Below are 16906 nucleotides of genomic sequence, written 5' to 3'. Positions count from 1 at the left end.
ATCATTATCCGATCATATCTATATCTTCACCGTTTGTTTCCAGCACCTTTTTATACCAAGCATAGGATTTCTTCTTAATGCGTTTTAAGCTTCCTTTTCCGCTGTCATCCTTATCCACATAGATAAAGCCATATCGTTTGCGCATTTCCCCTGTTCCCACTGATATGATATCGATAGGTCCCCAGCATGTATAACCCATTACATCCACACCATCCAACTCTACCGCCTGCTTCAGCGCCTCTATATGGGATGCAAGAAACCGGATCCGATAATCATCCTGAATTGTTCCATCCTCCTCAACACGGTCAACAGCTCCCAACCCGTTCTCCACAACAAAAAGAGGCATCTGATATCGGTCATACAATTCATTAAGGGCGATCCTCAGGCCGATGGGATCAATGGGCCAGTCCCAGGCATTTCGTTCCAGGAATGGATTGGAACGTTCCACCCTGATATCTGATCCGTCCTCGCTGGATGCAACAGAGGAAAAATAGTAGCTGAAAGCAATATAGTCCACGGTCCCCGCCTTCAGGACCGTTTCATCCCCTTCCTCCATATGCAGTTCCACCCCCATGCGCTTTAACTGAGTCCTGCACAGGTTAGTGTAATATCCTCTGCACATCACATCCGTATAATAATAATTAGGTATCATGTGGAACCTCTGTGCCAGTACATCCTCAGGCCGGCATGTCTTGGGATACGTTGTCGGGTACTGCAGCATGCATCCGATTTTAAACTGCGGATCGATCTCATGACCTGCAATCACGGCCCTTGCGCTTGCCAAAAACATGTTGTGGCTGGCAATGACCTTAATCTCATTATGATCTTCTCCTTCCCTATAGCGTATTCCTGCTTGGTGATAGGGTTCTGCCTGATTCATGGTCTCATTGATCTCATTAAATGTTATCCAATATTTTACCTTATCCTTGTAACGCGTAAACACGGTCCTGCAATATCGTTCAAAACACTCAATCATCTTCCGGTTTCTCCAGGAACCATACTTCTGCACCAGATACAGTGGCGTCTCATAGTGGGACAATGTAACAATGGGTTGGATCCCCTTTTCCAAAAGGGTATCAAATACCTTGTCATAAAAAGCAAGTCCAGCCTCATTTGGCTGCATCTCATCTCCCTGCGGAAAAATTCTCGGCCAGTTTATGGACATCCTGAAACAGTTAAACCCCATTCCCGCTAACAGATCAATATCTTCCCGATACCTGTGATAAAAATCAATCCCCTCATGGCTGGGATAATAACATCCCGGTATCACACCATCATGGACCACCCTGGGAACCCCATGACAGGAGCCCTGCTCCACATCCGCTATACTAAGTCCCTTTCCATCTTCAAGAAATGCCCCTTCCAACTGGTTGGCCGCAGTGGCTCCTCCCCATAGGAAATCTTTTCTCAAGCTCATAATCAAACCTCCTTATGACCCGATTATAAGCAGGAAATCTTTATTTGAAAACAAACAAGGCCGATTATGAAACAGTGTTTTATCTTAGAGCCGCTCCTCTGTGGCTTTGGATGAAACACTGTTTTAACAATCGGCCATCCCCTCACTTACTCCTTCTCCTCCCCTCCCATGATAATGGAATTGGTGGATTTACGGAAACGTTCCAAAAGGCTGGTGCGCTCCAGCTTTCTCTGATAATTTCCATTGTAATCCTGCTGGAAATAGGCTGCATAGAGAATATCCAGCAGCAGACTGACTGACAGATGTGTACTAAAATCCCCAAGATTCTGGAACAGACTTTCCTTGGTGGATATGGTTAATTTGCAAGCAGCATACTTTGTAAGGGAATTTTCACCAAAGGAGGTGAGGGCGATCACAGGAACCGATCTTTTTTTACATTCCATAGCCACACGAAGTGTCTTTCCTGTCTCACCGGAATAAGAAATAATAATAGCCACATCTTTGACCGACAGACAACCTGCCTCATAAAGCTGATAGTTAAGATTATTGGAAATAGTCACCCTTTTTCCAATTTTGATCATTTTTTCGCGGAAGCACTCTGCCTGGTTGATAGCCGTCCCTGCTGAAAACACATAAACATTTTGGCTATAACGAAGGAGTTTGACTGCACGCTGCAAAGCATCATGACGGAGAAGGGACACCGTATCCTGTGCTGTCTCTTTGTACAGCAGAGCAATCCGGTTCGCCGCCTTCATTATGGTATCCTTCTCTGAAAAGGGAAAATTAACGTCCACCTCGCCGGGCTGCTGATCCAGATACCGTATTTCTTTTATATACTGTGTCTTAAAATCTTCAAAGCCGCCAAACCCCATACGCTTACACATACGGACAATGGTGGCCGGGGAAGTATAGGTCGCTTCCGCCAGGCTGCGGGATGAATACTTTTCAATGTTGCTCCCCTGTTCCAACAGGAAATCCGCAATTTCTTCCTCAGTTTTTGTCATGGTTTCCTTTAATTTCAATTTTTCCATAATCAGCATAACAATCCCCCGTCCTTCTGCCTGTTTTTTCTTATGTTCTATTATAATTATAAAAAACACAGATGCAAGCAAAATGCAGCATTCCGACTACGGAACGCTGCATTCTGCCGCTCTATAAGGATCTATATGAATCTACAGATCAAATATCTCAAAATCATCATTCACGTCATCCTGGGCCAGGCCGGCCGGCTGTTCCGGCTTGGATGTCTGAACCGGTCTGGTTGGCTGGACCGGTCTGGTTGGCTGGGCTGACCCGGTTGTCCGGTCCGGTCTGCCGGACTGGGCTGGCCTGGACGGCCTGGAGGGGCCTGCAGATTTAGGCGGCCGGACTGCCTTGGGCGGTTCCACCGGGTCTATGGGTTTCACTGATTCCATTGGCTGCACCGGCTCCAGAGGCTGTGACGCCCTGGATGGGCGATGCTCTGTCCGGCTGCGCCTGCGGGCAGCTTCTTCCCGCTCATCGGCATCCTCATCCCGGTCCTCATATTCCCCTTCGTCCTCATACCCCATCTGGTATTCGTACTCCCGCCTGTCATCATAGACCTGGCCGTCTTCATCCGGTTCATCCTCATCATCTTCATCCCCGAATTCCTGGCCGTCATACTCGTCATATTCATCATACTCATCGCCATAGCCGTCTTCATCCTCGTAGGCCTGGTCCTCATCCTCCTGATACTCGTCTTCGCCTTCGGAGGATATCTGCTTTCTCTTCTTTGCGGCCGCCCTGCTTCTGCTGCCTCCTGGCTCCTCAGGAGTATCGCCGTCCCGGCCTCCTCCTTTGCCCTTCTTGTTCATTACAACCACCAAAAGGATGATCAGGAGCACCACTGCAATGGCAACGGTTACTGCCAGAAGGATCCTAAACAGGTTAAAGTCCTCACGTACCTTGTCATACTGTACTGCCAATGTATTGTACTGATCCGAGGTCACCATGCTGCTTGCTGCGGGATCCTCAAAGTATCTCTGGATGGTCCTCTCACTGTCCTTCATATCATAGCGGTAGAAGTTCTTTTCACCCGCCTCATTCATACCATACACAACACAGTACTGCGGCTCCTGATCAGCGCCCCATACCCAGCCCTTTACCTTGTGGCCGTCAATATTGATGGTGCTGGTCTTAAATCCGTCAGGAACCTTAACAGACTCGTCCGGAGGAAGTATGGTAATGGTCCGCCTGGATATCTCCATCTTGACCTGTTCTCCTGCATCCGCGGAAGCAGCGCTGGCACCGCCCTCCGCCTTGGTCACCACGATCACATATTCCTTGGCTGTCTCCCCATCCTGGGCCGTGACCTTACAGGTCACCCGGTTCTCTCCCATCTGGAGGCCTTCATTGCCGGAAATCACCTTGTTTGCATTATCATCCGTTGTGTCCGCGCTGATGATCAGCTTATCCACGTCCGTGCCCACGGTCACCGCATAGGTATCCACATCCGGCGAGAATGCCGGACTCAGTTCACCCGGCGAAACCTTCAGGCTCTTTAAGGTGGCATCCTTGGATGCGGTCTGAAGGGCGCTTACCGTAACAGTGGAGTTTCCCTCATGGTCCACGGTCACCAGCTGTGAACTGGAATCATATATCTCCTGGCTGGTTACCGAGATCTTGCTGGAGCCTGCCGCCAAAGCATTAAACTGCAGGGTAAAGGCCAGGGTGCCCGTGTTGGGCGTCCCTGCGTCCCCATGAACCCGGACGGCTCCTGCCCCGCCTTCTGCGTTGGTTCCGCTGACAAACTCCAGCGCATTGGCGTCATAGGACAGCATAATATCCGCATTGGCCAGATTACTGCTGCTGCTTATCTTCATATTGACCTTAACCTGGCTTCCCACCGTGGCGGAGGGGTCGGAAAAGGTTATCTTAGCGCTTGCCGCAAATGCTGTCAGCATCTGTGCAGGCATCATCACTGCCATCATGCATGCCATTACCAGAATGGCAGCCCCATGTCTCATTCGTCTTATCATCATTTATTCCCACTTTCAGATTATCATGTTTTCTTCCTGTCAGGACTGCACTTGCACAATAGTGACATTGCTTCCGCCCGGTGTGTTGCCGCCGCCAGGCATACTGCTGTCACCCGGCGCTCCCGGTCCGCCGCTGCCTCCCGGCCCTACGCCGCCTGAGCTGCTGCCTGAACTGCCGCCTCCCGTGCTTCCATCCGGCGCTGCCGGACTCTGAACACTGCCCTGGGTAGGTCCTCCTGCCTGCTGCACCACATGGATGGTGTAGGTCCGTACATTTCCGTTCTGTGCGGTTACCGTTATAATGACATCGTTGCCTCCGCTCTGCAGGTTTATATTGCCTGCGCCTGCCACGGTGGCGTTGGAGTCAGCCGATGATGCATTGACTGTAATGTTGGTTACGGAAGAATCCACGATCAGGTTATACTCCTGGGTATCCCTGTTAAAGGATGGGGTCAGGCTGAATCCGTCCACACCCAGGCCGGACAGCTTATTGTTAGGGCTTCCGTCCCCCGTGGGAGCGATGCACGCCTGCTCCGGCATGTTGTTAAATACCGGAATATGGAATTCCAGCGCCGAATTCTTCATGGTTGCCGTATATGCCTGGGACAGCTTGGCCGCTTCTGACGCAGCGCCCTGTACATTGCTCATATACTGGTGCTTATAGGGGTTGCTTCCCTGCACATTAAACTTTTTCAGGTAAAATGTATTCTGGCCGGCCTTTACATAGTTTTCCCCATAGCTCTGGGCCCCGCCCCGGATGGATTTTTCCACTGTGTTCCAGGGACGTCCGTAGGTGCCGGACTGTGACGCATATCTCAGCCCCATCTGGATCGCGGACATGGAACCGGACTGATATGCTTCCACATTAAAATAGTTATAATAACCCTCATACCCGGAATAGTTTCCGGATATAAGCGGGCTTGTACCATTGTTGCCCTGCTCCTGCAAGATCATGGCTGCCAGCACGTAAGGGCTGACCCCTGACTGGGATGCTGCATTCATGATAATATCAATGTAAGAAGCCTCTTCTCCCGAAGGCGAAGTCCCTGCCGGGGATACGCCGGACGGGGAGCTGCTCGATGGTGAATTGCCTGACGGCGAATTGTCCGAGGGCGAATTACCCGAGGGTGAATTGGAAGAGGGTGAGTTACCGGATGGCGATTGGGTGGATGACGTATCACCTGAAGGCGGATTGCTGCCTGTATTGGTGCCGCCCACTGCAACCGGGCCATTGGATGAGGAGGAATTATCCTGTCCGGGAGCCACCAGGCTGACATTGGTTGTCACAAGCTGATGCTCCCTGGGAGTAATGGATGCCTGTGGTCCTTCCAGACTCACCTCACCGCTGCCGCCGGACGCCGGACTGCCCTGGGAAGAACTGTTGCCCGAAGGTGTCGAGCTGCCGCTTGTCCCTGACACACCGGGGCCGTGCTGGCTGTCATCATATGTACTTCTTCCCGGGCCGTTGGACGAACTGCTCCCCGAATGAGAACTGCTCCCTGGTCCCGTGCTGCTGCCCGGGCCTGAGGATGATCCGCCGGAAAAATCACTGCCGCCCGTGCCCGTGGATGTGGTGGAACCTGACAGGAACGTACCGGTCACCATGCTGGTAAGGCCTTCCCTTGTCTGGGTATTCTGGTCATATTCATGGGCCAGGAACTGGAATACATAGGTCTCGTCCAGGAAATTCCTGGGATCCATGTAATACCGGATGATATCCGGTGATGCCGCCACCCAGTTGCTGCCATCCAGCCCGGTCCAGGTACTGTTATCCCAGTTATATGCGCCGTCCGCAACAGACTTCCAGGAAGAAACACTGCCGGAAGCTACCAGATTGCGGCTGAGTACGGACTCATTCTCAATGACCGTATTCCAGTCCAGCCCTGTATTCTTTGCCTTAAACACCCAGTTGGGATACTGGGCATGAAGCTGTCTTAAACCGTTCTTATAACTCTCCGGAAATCCCTGGGAATTCAGATATGCCTCGAAATTGGCATCCGGGGTGTAAGAAACAGGAAGCCGGACATAGAGAGAGGACACATAACCTGTACTCACCGCTCCGCCCGTTCCCGTAAATTGGATCTGATACCATGTATTGCCGTCTGTGCCCCGCTGTTCGCCAATGATGTTAATGGCTGCACCTGCCGCCAGCCTGCCCACGGATGAATACCCCGTGCCGGCGCCGCTGCGGACATTCAGGGAGGTTGCCTTTACCGTGGCAGCTCCCGTATATGCGTAGGAATTGAACATTGTAAAAGGCGTGGCAACCGATGCCGGAAGATTTGCTGCCATCATCAACCCCAGCACCAGCGCCAGACCTTTCTTAATTTTGTTTCCCTTCATTATGTACAAATCTCCTGTATTTTCATCCATATCCAATAAAAGTATGAATTTCTATTTTATGACATTAATCCTATTATAATGACAAATACCTTCATATGTCAACAAAAACGCAGGAAACTTCACATAATACAAACTTTCGTAAGAAAAGATTAAATAATGTGGTAACTCCTTCCAAAATCTATAAAAATTTCCAGTACGTGGCGGACTACGCCGGAAAATGTCATCTGTTTGACCCCCCTGTCCGCATACACTGGGAACTGCTTTACCAGGGTCCCGTTCAGGCTGTAATCAATGGTTCCGATCTTCTGCCCTTCCCGCACAGGAGCCTCTAATATAGAAGGGATCCGGGCCGTCACCTGCACCTGTTCATCCTCCTTTAGCAGCATGGGAAGCTTTTTTTCCTCCTCGCTCAGGTGCAAGGACGCGCCTGTGAATTCCTGGCAGTTTCCTTCCTCCTCCCAGCACAGGCCCCCTGTCACCGGAATATCCGGAATCTCCTTTTCACAAAACACATCTCTTATGTTGTAATGATCCAGGCCGTAGGTGTAGAGTTTTCTGGCATCTGTCCATTTATAGGTTTTATGAGGGGGCCATCCGCATCCTAAAAGGGCAATGATGTAAGTTCTTCCCCCATTCTCCATGGCGCCAACGTAGGAGTAGCCCGCTCCCCCTGTAAATCCCGTCTTGCCCGACAAAACACCCTGCATCATATTCAGGAAAGCATTGTGGTTGTAACAGCTGTAGGAACGTTTTCCTGAACTGTCGGAAAAGGAGTAGTTCTGGGTCTGGGTGATTTTAAGGAACTCATCCTTCTTAGGCGACTGCGTTACACAATAGCGCATGATAGCCGCCAGGTCCGATGCCGTGGTGGAATGAATATGTTCTGTTCCGTCTTTGTCCTTTTTCACCCCGTCCAGTCCATTGGGTGTAATAAAATATGTATTCTCACACCCCAGGCTTTTTGCCTTTTCATTCATCAGTGCGGCAAACCCTTCCACGCTGCCCCCTATATTTTCCGCGATCATGACCGCTGCATCATTGTAGGATTCCAGCATCAGGGCATACAGCAGGTCACCCAGGCGGTATTTCTCCCCGGACCGGACCCCCAGATGGACCTTGGGCTGGGAGGCGGCCGTGGAGGATACGGTTACACTGTCCTCCAGATTTCCCATCTCCAAGGCCAGGATACATGTCATTATCTTTGTGGTGCTGGCCATGGGGCGAATGATGTCCCGGCCCTTTCCATACAGGATACGGCCGCTGCTGCCGTCCATGAGAACAGCGGACTGGGCATAGAGTTTCAGAAAATCAGCCGTCTCATCCCCGTCTTTCGCACTCTCCCCGACAGCCTCACCGCTTCTCCCCTCCTGCTGTGTGATATATGCTCCCTGCACGGTCTGAACACGGCCGCAGACAAGGGAAATCAATAATACAATAGTTACAATCCAACGTTTCATGGCAGCGCCGCCTTTTTGCCTTTATTTCATCCTATTCTGGCCTATATGCATTTATTCATGGAGTACTTCCCTGCCCGGTAAACTGTATGATATAATGAAATGATCATCTGTGTACTGTATAAGGAGGCGCAACATGCTGAAAAATATATGCTGCATACAATTCCGTGAAGGCAGCAAGGAAGAACTGCTGCCGGATTTCAGTCCGGATTTTCCTCATATTGCTTCCTATGTGGAACTGGACAAACTGCATCCGCTCCGCTTCATCCCCTGGCACTGGCACAAGGAAGTGGAATTGTTCTATGTTGAATCCGGTGTGGTGGAATACCATATCCCCAAGGGAACATTTGTGTTTCCTGCCGGTCATGGCGGTCTTCTCAATTCAAACGTCCTCCATATGACTCAGTCCCCCAAAGGGATCGTCCATACGGTTCAACTGGAGCATCTGTTCGACCCATCTCTCATAGGAGGGACTCCCGGAAGCAGGATTGAAAAAAAATATATCCTTCCTCTCACAACAGCCGCACATATAGGCGTTATTCCCCTGGATCCCGGCCGGCCCCAGCAGGCTTCCATTCTGGAATCCATCCGCCGGTCTTTTCAGATCTCCTCTGAGGAATATGGATATGAGGTCAGGCTGCGGGATTCCCTCTCTGATATTTGGTGCAGGATTCTTGCCATCAGCGCCCCTCTCCTTGATGAAAATGGACACAGCACAAAAAACGATGACAAGCTGAAAATGATGATCATATACATCCATGAACATTTTAGGGATAAGATTACAGTTGGGAATATTGCCGGTGCTGCCTTTATCAGCGAACGGGAATGTTTCCGCACCTTTCAGGAATGTCTGCGCACCACTCCTGTGGAATATCTTAAGGCTTACCGTCTGCAGCAGGCCAGCCGTATGCTGGCCCAAGGCCGGGAATCCGTCACCCTGGTCAGCCAGGCATGCGGCCTGGGAAGCAGCAGTTATTTCGGAAAGGTATTCAGAGAGCATACAGGATATTCACCATTGGAATACAGGCGCCGATACGGCCGGGGGGAATGAATGAGTGCAGCCGCCGCCTCATCCGCATCCTCATCTGCCCTTTACATCATCTGCGAATGGCAGGATCGTGATAGATAAAGGCGGAAACCATATATAAATAAGAATATTATTTCACTATAATGATATCAGGTAAAGTGATAGGAAATCAGGACAGCCGACCACGCCGGATGATCACGCCAGCTGACCATGGCATTCAAAGGAGGCCCTATTATGATCAAACTGAATATCATTAACATGGAAGAATTCCTGCGCACGGTAAACCGCTGCAAGGGAGCCGTATATATGGTTGCACCGGGAACCGGTAAAACAGATATCACCGGGCAGGACGAAATCCAGGAATATCTGCGCAGAAAACACAGGGATAATAAGGGTTATCTGCCGCTGGTGCTGGAAATCCCCGTTCCTGCGGACTATATGAGCATTATCAACTTTTACGCCGGCGACCTGTGACCTGCCTTCACTCTGCAAAAAGCAATATGCCCCCATGAAACAGATTGACAAGAACACCCCTTCATCTTAAACTAGAATATATGTTCTGTCTATACATGGAATCATATCATTAAAAGGAGTGTGAAATATTATGGAGCAGCCGGAAAAGAGACGCCTCATTTTCCACATTGATGTAAATTCCGCTTTTCTCAGCTGGGAATGTGTGTACCGGCTGAGCCAGGATCCCGATGCCCTGGATCTGCGCACCATCCCCTCCGCGGTGGGCGGGGATGCCAGTATGAGGCACGGCATTGTGCTGGCCAAATCTCCTCTTGCAAAGAAATACGGGGTCACCACAGGAGAACCCCTGGCCCAGGCGCGCCGCAAATGCCCGGACCTGACCGTGGTGCCTTCCCGTTTTGATTTTTATATCCGGTGTTCCAGAAAAATGATGGAGCTGCTGGAGGAATATACGCCGGACCATGAAAAATTCAGCATTGATGAGATCTTCCTGGATATGACAGGAACCATCCATCTTTTTGGCGACCCGCTGACAACAGCCAACCGGATACGGGAACGGATCGGGAGGGAACTGGGATTCACTGTGAACATCGGTATTTCCAGCAACAAACTTTTGGCCAAGATGGCCTCTGATTTTGAAAAGCCGAACAAGTGCCATACCCTGTTTTTGGAGGAAGTGCCGGAAAAGATGTGGCCGCTGCCCATCCGGGAGCTTTTCTTTGTGGGAGGGGCTGCCCAGAAAAAGATGGAAAGCCTTGGACTGCGTACCATCGGCCAGCTGGCTGCCTGCGATCCAAAGGTGCTGAAGGCACATCTGGGCAACAAATACGCCGAGCTCATTCACCAGTATGCCAACGGGATCGATGATGATCCGGTGGAGGAAAAGGAACCTGTTAACAAGGCCTACGGCAACAGCATCACCCTGTCCAGGGATATCTCCTCCTATGAGGATGCCTGCCAGGTCCTTCTGTCCCTGTGTGAAACAGTTGGCGCCAGGCTGCGGGCAGACCATGTCCTCTGCAATAATGTCTGTGTGGAACTGAGGGATTGGGAATTCAGGAACCAGTCCCACCAGATGGCCCTGCCAGAACCCACGGATTCAACCTCCGTGCTCTACGATCATTCCTGCCGTTTATTAAGGGAATTCTGGACCATGACCCCACTGCGTCTCATGGGAGTGCGGGCCGGAAAGATTTCAGAGGATGCCTTTTCCCAGATCAGCCTTTTTGAGGATCCGGGACTGCAAAAGAAAAAAGAATTTGAAAAAACAGTGGACGCCATACGAAGCCGCTACGGCATAGACAGCATTAAGCGGGCCAGTTTTCTGCAAAAGGATTCCATCGTGGACCATGCAGCCAGCAAGAGAAAACATCTGAACCGCCAGGAAGACATATAAGTCACATCAGGAGAATACATGATCAAGAAAACCATTGAATACCATATAACAGATTCGTCCCAGGATTGCACGGTTGAAGAATTTTTAAAAGCCCGCGGCTATTCCCATCATCTGGTGGTGCATCTTAAGAAGGATCCTCAGGGATTGATTGTTGATCACATCCCTGTCTATACCGTACACCGCCTTCAGGCCGGTGAAAGGCTTAGGGTCACACTTACGGAGGAGGAATCCTCCCATAATATCGTCCCTGTCCCCCTTCCCCTTTCCATTGTGTATGAAGATGAGGATATCCTGGTGATCGACAAGGCGGCCGGAGTTCCCGTCCATCCATCTCAGGGCCACCATGACAACACCCTGGCCAATGCAGTGGCCTGGTATTATTGCCAGAAGGGTGAGCCCTTTACCTACCGGGCCATCAACCGCCTGGACAGGGATACCACGGGCCTTCTCATCCTTGCCAAGCACATGCTCAGCGCCTGTGTGTTATCCCATGAGATGCAAAAGCGTAACATCAAGCGGGAATACCGGGCCATGGTGTGCGGCAGGACCATGGAACAGGGGTGCATCCGCAGCCCCATTGCCAGAGTCAGCGGCTCCACCATTGAGAGAGCGGTAGACCATGAACACGGTGAATCCGCCTGCACCCACTACAGGCGGATCGCTTACAACGAATCCCTGGACCTATCCTATGTCAGCCTTTGGCTGGAGACAGGACGCACCCACCAGATCCGTGTCCATATGAAGTCCATCGGCCATCCTTTACCGGGGGATTTTCTTTATCATCCCGACTACCGCCATATCAAACGCCAGCCCCTGCATTCCTACGGGCTGAGTTTCCTCCATCCGGTTACCGGCAGGTCCATGGAGTTTACAGCAGAGCTTCCCCAGGATATGGCCTGTCTTTTATAAGATCGGGGCCAATGGTTCACATCCGCCTCAGTCCCTTGGGATAATGGTTCTTAAGCATTCCCCCGGCAAATTTGCACCAGCCAAGGCTGAGGCCGTCTGTGAGGACCAGCCCCCATCCCTTCCTGTCCCCCTCTGCTCTGACCTCATCCGCTGACAGGGTTTCCCCCTTCAGGTAGCGGATGACCTCCTTTTCATGGGAGGGAAGTTCAGCCCATCGTTTCACATCCTCTTGTCTCAGAACCAGGGCCAGGCCGTGGGAAGGTTCAAACCGATTTTTTTTCAGGGCCCCCATATGGAGTCCCGGCCGGATGATCTTCAGTCCCTTCATGTCCGGCATCTCAGGTGGCAGCAGATACAACTGGTCGCCAAACAGAACATACTCATCCCTTTCAAGGAACTGCTCCGGCCGCACCAGGGTATCCTTTAGAAACGCTTCATAGTCCTTAAAGATCCCGTCCCTTTTTCTGCTGTCCAGATACACAGCCTCCTTAAAGCGTGCCCGGCAACAAGCTTTATCCCCCGGCTCTCTCTTTTTAAGGACAGCCATATAGTGGCCTTCTCCCTCCAGTTTATGGGGCATGATGCGGAAGGTCTCTTCCAGATGATGTTGTTTTACCAGCTCTGATGTCTGCTCTGACGCCACCCCTTCCTGATCTGATCTCTCCCCTGCCTTCTCCCTATCTTTCCATCCGATCCATTGGGGTTTCCCCTCTGTGAATCCTTCGTAAGCTGCCACGGATTCCACACAAAACTCCTCATGGCGCTCCAGGAAACCCAGGATTGCCCCTTCATTTTCTTCCGGCGCAAAGGTGCAGGTAGAATAAACCATCCTTCCGCCCGGACGCAGCATGGCCGCGGCGCTGTCCAGTATCTCTCTCTGGCGGGCGGCACACATGTCCACATGCTCCTCGCTCCACTGCGCTCTGGCAGCCTCATCCTTTCTGAACATTCCCTCCCCTGAACAGGGCGCGTCCACCACGATCCCGTGAAAGTATTCCGTAAAATGGGGCGCCAATTGTCCTGGCTCCTGGTTGGAAACCACACAATTATAAACTCCCATGCGTTCCATATTCTGGGACAGGATCCTGGCTCTGGCCGGATGGATCTCATTGGACAGCAGGAATCCCTGTCCCTTTAACCGGGACGCGATATGGCTGGATTTGCCCCCGGGAGCCGCGCACAGATCCAGAACACGGTCGCCGGGTTGGGGATCCAGAAGCTCCACCACCGCCATGGCACTGGGTTCCTGAATATAGTACAGCCCGGCCTCATGGTACGGGTGTTTTCCCGGTCTGTGGCTTCCATCGTAATAGAAGCCTTCTTTTACCCAGGGAATCTTTTTCAGGGAAAATCCAGCCCTGTCGCTCACCTTTTGTGCCAGGTCCCTTACTCCCTGCTCCTCCCATCCATCCTCCGTCCCGCCCCAGGCCTTAAGGGAGTTAAAGCGAAGCCCCTGGACCCGTTCACTGTCATAGCTGGCCTCAAAAGCCTCATATTCATCTCCCAGCAATTCTTTCATTCGCTCCTTAAAGCGTACCGGCAATTCCGTCATCTTATATCCATCCTTTATTTTCACTAATCCTTATATTCCGATCCCTTGTCCACTGAGGGTATATTCACATCAGGAAACAGTCCCATGCCATGACGGCAAATGAGCCGCTGTATCATGATGATACAGCAGCCCACTTCATCCTTCAATCCCTGTTACAAATAAATCCAATCCTCTTTAGAGCACTACCTTAAAGTCATCGTTGGCCTCTCCGTTCACCACATAGTATGCGGTGCCTTCATTGGCAACAATGTAAAGCTCAATAGTCTTGATCTCCACACCCTTATGATTGCTCTTATATGCTTTTACCGCGCGGTCCAGCACATCCTTGGCCACCAGGTCCTTTCCGTCAAACTGAAAATGTACCTCTGCCTTTGGTTCTGCCTTTTTAGCTGCCGTTTTCTTGGCTGGAGCCTTTACTTCTTTCTTCTCCGCTTCCCTTTTAACCGTCTCTTTTTTAACTGTATCTTTCTTAACCGGTTCCTTCTTGGCCGCAGTTGTCTTAGCCGGAGCCTTCTTCGCTGCTGCTTTCCTGGCCGGGGCTTTCTTGGCCGGTGCCGCTTCTGTCTCTGCGGCTGCCACAGCTTCTGTCTTTACTTCTTCAACTGGTGCCGCCTGCTTTGCCTCTGCTTTAGCAGCTGTTGGCTTTACTGCCTCCTCTGCCGGCTTTACAGTTGTTTTAACATCTTTCTTAGCTTCTACCATAGTCCATATCCTCCCTAGTTTTGAATAATGGCTTTACGAGTAATCCCTTAGATGCATTAAGGGCATTATAAAATGCTTTTTTTCATTTGTCAACAAATTAACCGGAAAAAACGCCCTCACACCTCAAAAAACACCTTTTTCTTACATTCTTTTTTAATAATTATACACCCGGGCCAATTTCGTCACCGGGTCCTGGGCTCTGGAATGCCGGGCCGTATCCTGCCGTTGTCTCCGGCGTCTGAGTACCCTCCGGTGATGCGGACTGCCCCACCGGATCTATGGATATCTGCGGCTCTGTGGGGGCTGGCTGGGACGGCACTGGCTGTCCCGGCTGAGTTTGAGCCGGCTGGGTCTGGGCCGGTAATGTCTGTTCCGGCTGGGTCTGGGCCGGAGGCGCAGCCGGCGCTGTGGCCAAAGGAGCGGTGGTCTCCGGCGCCGGCGCTGTGCCCGATGCTTTGCTGGGCTTGGAGCTTTCCGTGCCCGGCAGGTCATAACAGATCACCGGCATGCCCGCATACACGTTCTCAAACAGCTGCTTGGCAGCCGCATAAGGCATGTTCACACATCCGTGGGAACCGCCCGATTTATAGATGGAACCGCCAAAACTGGATCTCCAGCTGGCATCATGAAAGCCGATCCCGCCGTTAAAGGGCATCCAGTATTTTACAGGGCTTGCGTACCCCTCCCCCTTCAAAACCGCATCCCTCTGCTTGTAGGTGAGGGCAAATATGCCCGGGGGAGTGGAATGGCCCCGGGAAACATTTCCGGACACAAAGTCCGACTCCAGTATCTTTTCCCCGTCCTTGTAAAAAAACATGTGCTGGGCTGTCAGATTGACCTCCGCATAGGTATTGCCATAGTCAGGGCCGTCATGGCTTGCAGCTGTCTGGGCATAGACAGGTTCCCTTGTTGTATCTTCCCCTGCCTCCAGTATCTCTGCCAGCTCCTCCAATTCAGCTTTCTGGTTGATCCTCCAGCCATAAAACCCGGTCACCTCCACGGTTTCCCCATAGCTGGTTTGAAAGGAGCGTTTTTTGTAGGCTGTGTTGTGTCTGAACGCCAGATCCTTTATGTATTCTGATATCTTATCCCTGTCAAGGGCAACGCTCTGCCCGTCAGAAACCAGCCACTGGTGAATGGTTTCCCCATCCAGCACTTCACTTGTGCTTCCAAAGGTGTATGTCACCGATAGATTGACATACCTGTTCCTTGCATCCCTGGCCGCCACAAGCGCACTGTTGTCAGACCTGATGGAGGGCGCCCGGTAACAGCCCAGCGCCTCCAGGTCCGCTTCCTTTTCAAGGGCCTGCACATGCTCTGCCGCTGTCTTCCTTACCAGGTCCGGATCCAGTTCATTGCCCTCAACTTCAGGTACGACCGCATATCCCTGGCCGCTCACATAATCTGACAAATAGGCATCCGCGGGCACGGTAACCAGTGCGGGGTCAAAGCAGTCCAGCTGTCCCAGACTGTCCTCCAGCTTGCGTTGGTCAAATGCGATCATGGTATGGATATCATATTCCGGGCCTCTGAACAGGTATCTGGGCCAGGCGTACGGATTCTGCTGGCGGATGATCTCCTCCAGGCTTCCGTCAAATACAGTATGCAGGTCAATATCCTCTCCCGAAACAGACTCGCTGTTTCCGCCCTTAAGCTTGAGCGTTAGGCTGTAATCCCTGATTCCTGCGGATATCATATCCTTTACTTCTTTTGAAGACCGTCCCGACACGTCCATTCCATTAATGACCGTATGGGGAAGGTATGTATCCCGGTATCCCATGGCCCGGTAAAAATATCCCCCGGCACATGCCGCCAATGCCAGAGCCATCACTATGGCAGCCACTTTCCAATATCCGCCCTTCAACGGCTCCCGGGTTTCGCCGGCTTCCCTGCCTTTGCCGGACGGCTCCTGGCTTTTTCCGGCTTCCCTGCCTCTGCCGGACGGCTCCTGGGGGGGTCCGTCTGTTCTTATGCCGTTTTGCCGGTTCTGCGGGCTGACGGTTCCCTGTGGCTGCGCCGGGCTCTCCCGTCTCTCCCCGGCTGCTTTTTCACGCGCCTGTTCCTCTTTCCTGGCCATAAAAGCGGCCTTGCTCCTGCTTCGCCGCGGACGGCCCGGATCCTGCTTTTCCTGTACTGATATCCCCTCTTTCTTATTCTGTTCTTTATCCATGCATCAATACCTTTCTAATTCCTCCAGCAATCTGGTAATCCGGCTTTCTCCGTACACCTTGATCCCATGTTGTTCTAAAAGCCCTGCACAGACCCCATCCCCCGGTATCAATCTTCCGGTAAAGGTTCCGTCATAGATCTGCCCCCTGCCGCAGGATGGGCTCCGCTCCTTCAATATGGCCGCCCTGCACCCGTAGAGCTGTGCAAGCTTCAGCGCTGCCTCCGCTCCCTTTTGATAGGCCATGGTCACGTCCTCACCATCTCTGGTAACCACCCGCCCCTGTATCCGTTCGGCAGGTGTACGGGGCGTGGCAAGACCTCCCATAATCTCCGGACACACAGGGATCAGGTGATGCGTATGGAGCAGTGCCTCTATCTCCGGCTCAAGTACCCCTTTGCCGTTATATCTGCACTCCACCCCCAGCAGGCAGGCGCTTACCAGTATATTCATATTCCCCATCCTC

The 16906-nt window shown here is 51.8% G+C and carries 13 protein-coding genes; 4 read left to right on the top strand and 9 right to left on the bottom strand.

Features of this window, described 5'->3' with window-relative positions:
- Positions 1–4: 4 nt before the first annotated feature.
- The 5 genes from HMPREF9469_RS16210 to HMPREF9469_RS16190 all read right to left on the bottom strand — a co-directional run bounded on the left by HMPREF9469_RS16210 (position 5) and on the right by HMPREF9469_RS16190 (position 8216).
- Positions 5–1417, bottom strand: coding sequence for a 6-phospho-beta-glucosidase (locus tag HMPREF9469_RS16210; RefSeq protein WP_007863778.1), 1413 nt, complete (start codon positions 1415–1417; stop codon positions 5–7).
- Between the two features lie 146 nt (positions 1418–1563).
- Positions 1564–2457 carry a MurR/RpiR family transcriptional regulator gene (locus HMPREF9469_RS16205; protein WP_007863777.1) on the bottom strand — a complete coding sequence of 298 codons (894 nt, stop codon included), beginning with the start codon at positions 2455–2457 and terminating at the stop codon, positions 1564–1566.
- Positions 2458–2589: 132 nt separating this feature from the next.
- Positions 2590–4416, bottom strand: coding sequence for a cadherin-like beta sandwich domain-containing protein (locus HMPREF9469_RS16200; protein ID WP_007863775.1), 1827 nt, complete (start codon positions 4414–4416; stop codon positions 2590–2592).
- Between the two features lie 39 nt (positions 4417–4455).
- Positions 4456–6759: an SH3 domain-containing protein gene (locus HMPREF9469_RS16195; RefSeq protein WP_007863770.1), complete on the bottom strand. Its 2304-nt coding sequence runs from the start codon at positions 6757–6759 to the stop codon at positions 4456–4458.
- 149 nt (positions 6760–6908) lie between these two features.
- Positions 6909–8216, bottom strand: coding sequence for a D-alanyl-D-alanine carboxypeptidase family protein (locus HMPREF9469_RS16190; protein WP_007863768.1), 1308 nt, complete (start codon positions 8214–8216; stop codon positions 6909–6911).
- Between the two features lie 133 nt (positions 8217–8349).
- On the opposite strand from HMPREF9469_RS16190, the gene HMPREF9469_RS16185 reads away from it, so the two are divergent.
- From HMPREF9469_RS16185 to HMPREF9469_RS16170, 4 genes are all read left to right on the top strand, one after another.
- Complete coding sequence (locus tag HMPREF9469_RS16185) at positions 8350–9264, top strand: AraC family transcriptional regulator (RefSeq protein ID WP_007863766.1); 915 nt, start codon at positions 8350–8352, stop codon at positions 9262–9264.
- A gap of 210 nt (positions 9265–9474) precedes the next feature.
- Complete coding sequence (locus tag HMPREF9469_RS16180; RefSeq protein WP_007863765.1) at positions 9475–9714, top strand: hypothetical protein; 240 nt, start codon at positions 9475–9477, stop codon at positions 9712–9714.
- 130 nt (positions 9715–9844) lie between these two features.
- Entirely contained in the window at positions 9845–11110 is a 1266-nt protein-coding gene (locus HMPREF9469_RS16175) for a DNA polymerase Y family protein (RefSeq protein ID WP_007863764.1), read from the top strand.
- Positions 11111–11128: 18 nt separating this feature from the next.
- Positions 11129–12019, top strand: a complete 891-nt coding sequence (locus tag HMPREF9469_RS16170; protein ID WP_007863763.1) for an RluA family pseudouridine synthase — start codon at positions 11129–11131, stop codon at positions 12017–12019.
- 16 nt (positions 12020–12035) lie between these two features.
- Here HMPREF9469_RS16170 and HMPREF9469_RS16165 read toward each other — a convergent pair whose 3' ends face one another.
- From HMPREF9469_RS16165 to HMPREF9469_RS16150, 4 genes are all read right to left on the bottom strand, one after another.
- Complete coding sequence (locus HMPREF9469_RS16165; protein WP_007863762.1) at positions 12036–13571, bottom strand: RsmB/NOP family class I SAM-dependent RNA methyltransferase; 1536 nt, start codon at positions 13569–13571, stop codon at positions 12036–12038.
- Between the two features lie 174 nt (positions 13572–13745).
- A complete protein-coding gene (locus HMPREF9469_RS16160; protein ID WP_007863761.1) occupies positions 13746–14273 on the bottom strand; it encodes a DUF6465 family protein in 528 nt (175 codons plus the stop codon).
- Between the two features lie 160 nt (positions 14274–14433).
- Entirely contained in the window at positions 14434–16443 is a 2010-nt protein-coding gene (locus HMPREF9469_RS16155; protein WP_007863760.1) for a L,D-transpeptidase family protein, read from the bottom strand.
- Between the two features lie 3 nt (positions 16444–16446).
- Positions 16447–16893 carry a 2-thiouracil desulfurase family protein gene (locus HMPREF9469_RS16150; RefSeq protein ID WP_007863759.1) on the bottom strand — a complete coding sequence of 149 codons (447 nt, stop codon included), beginning with the start codon at positions 16891–16893 and terminating at the stop codon, positions 16447–16449.
- Positions 16894–16906 lie beyond the last annotated feature (13 nt).

Origin of the sequence: [Clostridium] citroniae WAL-17108 (assembly GCF_000233455.1) — a bacterium.
Classification (GTDB): domain Bacteria; phylum Bacillota; class Clostridia; order Lachnospirales; family Lachnospiraceae; genus Enterocloster; species Enterocloster citroniae.
The sequence above is the reverse complement of the archived record's forward strand: the minus strand, read 5'-3'. Positions and strand labels throughout refer to the sequence as shown.

Excerpts from the sequence above, each read along its gene's own strand:
- HMPREF9469_RS16210 (WP_007863778.1), bottom strand. The coding sequence starts at position 1,417 with ATGAGCTTGAGAAAAGATTTCCTATGGGGAGGAGCCACTGCGGCCAAC.
- HMPREF9469_RS16205 (WP_007863777.1), bottom strand. The coding sequence starts at position 2,457 with ATGCTGATTATGGAAAAATTGAAATTAAAGGAAACCATGACAAAAACT.
- HMPREF9469_RS16200 (WP_007863775.1), bottom strand. The coding sequence starts at position 4,416 with ATGATAAGACGAATGAGACATGGGGCTGCCATTCTGGTAATGGCATGC.
- HMPREF9469_RS16195 (WP_007863770.1), bottom strand. The coding sequence starts at position 6,759 with ATGAAGGGAAACAAAATTAAGAAAGGTCTGGCGCTGGTGCTGGGGTTG.
- HMPREF9469_RS16190 (WP_007863768.1), bottom strand. The coding sequence starts at position 8,216 with ATGAAACGTTGGATTGTAACTATTGTATTATTGATTTCCCTTGTCTGC.
- HMPREF9469_RS16185 (WP_007863766.1), top strand. The coding sequence starts at position 8,350 with ATGCTGAAAAATATATGCTGCATACAATTCCGTGAAGGCAGCAAGGAA.
- HMPREF9469_RS16180 (WP_007863765.1), top strand. The coding sequence starts at position 9,475 with ATGATCAAACTGAATATCATTAACATGGAAGAATTCCTGCGCACGGTA.
- HMPREF9469_RS16175 (WP_007863764.1), top strand. The coding sequence starts at position 9,845 with ATGGAGCAGCCGGAAAAGAGACGCCTCATTTTCCACATTGATGTAAAT.
- HMPREF9469_RS16170 (WP_007863763.1), top strand. The coding sequence starts at position 11,129 with ATGATCAAGAAAACCATTGAATACCATATAACAGATTCGTCCCAGGAT.
- HMPREF9469_RS16165 (WP_007863762.1), bottom strand. The coding sequence starts at position 13,571 with ATGACGGAATTGCCGGTACGCTTTAAGGAGCGAATGAAAGAATTGCTG.
- HMPREF9469_RS16160 (WP_007863761.1), bottom strand. The coding sequence starts at position 14,273 with ATGGTAGAAGCTAAGAAAGATGTTAAAACAACTGTAAAGCCGGCAGAG.
- HMPREF9469_RS16155 (WP_007863760.1), bottom strand. The coding sequence starts at position 16,443 with ATGGATAAAGAACAGAATAAGAAAGAGGGGATATCAGTACAGGAAAAG.
- HMPREF9469_RS16150 (WP_007863759.1), bottom strand. The coding sequence starts at position 16,893 with ATGAATATACTGGTAAGCGCCTGCCTGCTGGGGGTGGAGTGCAGATAT.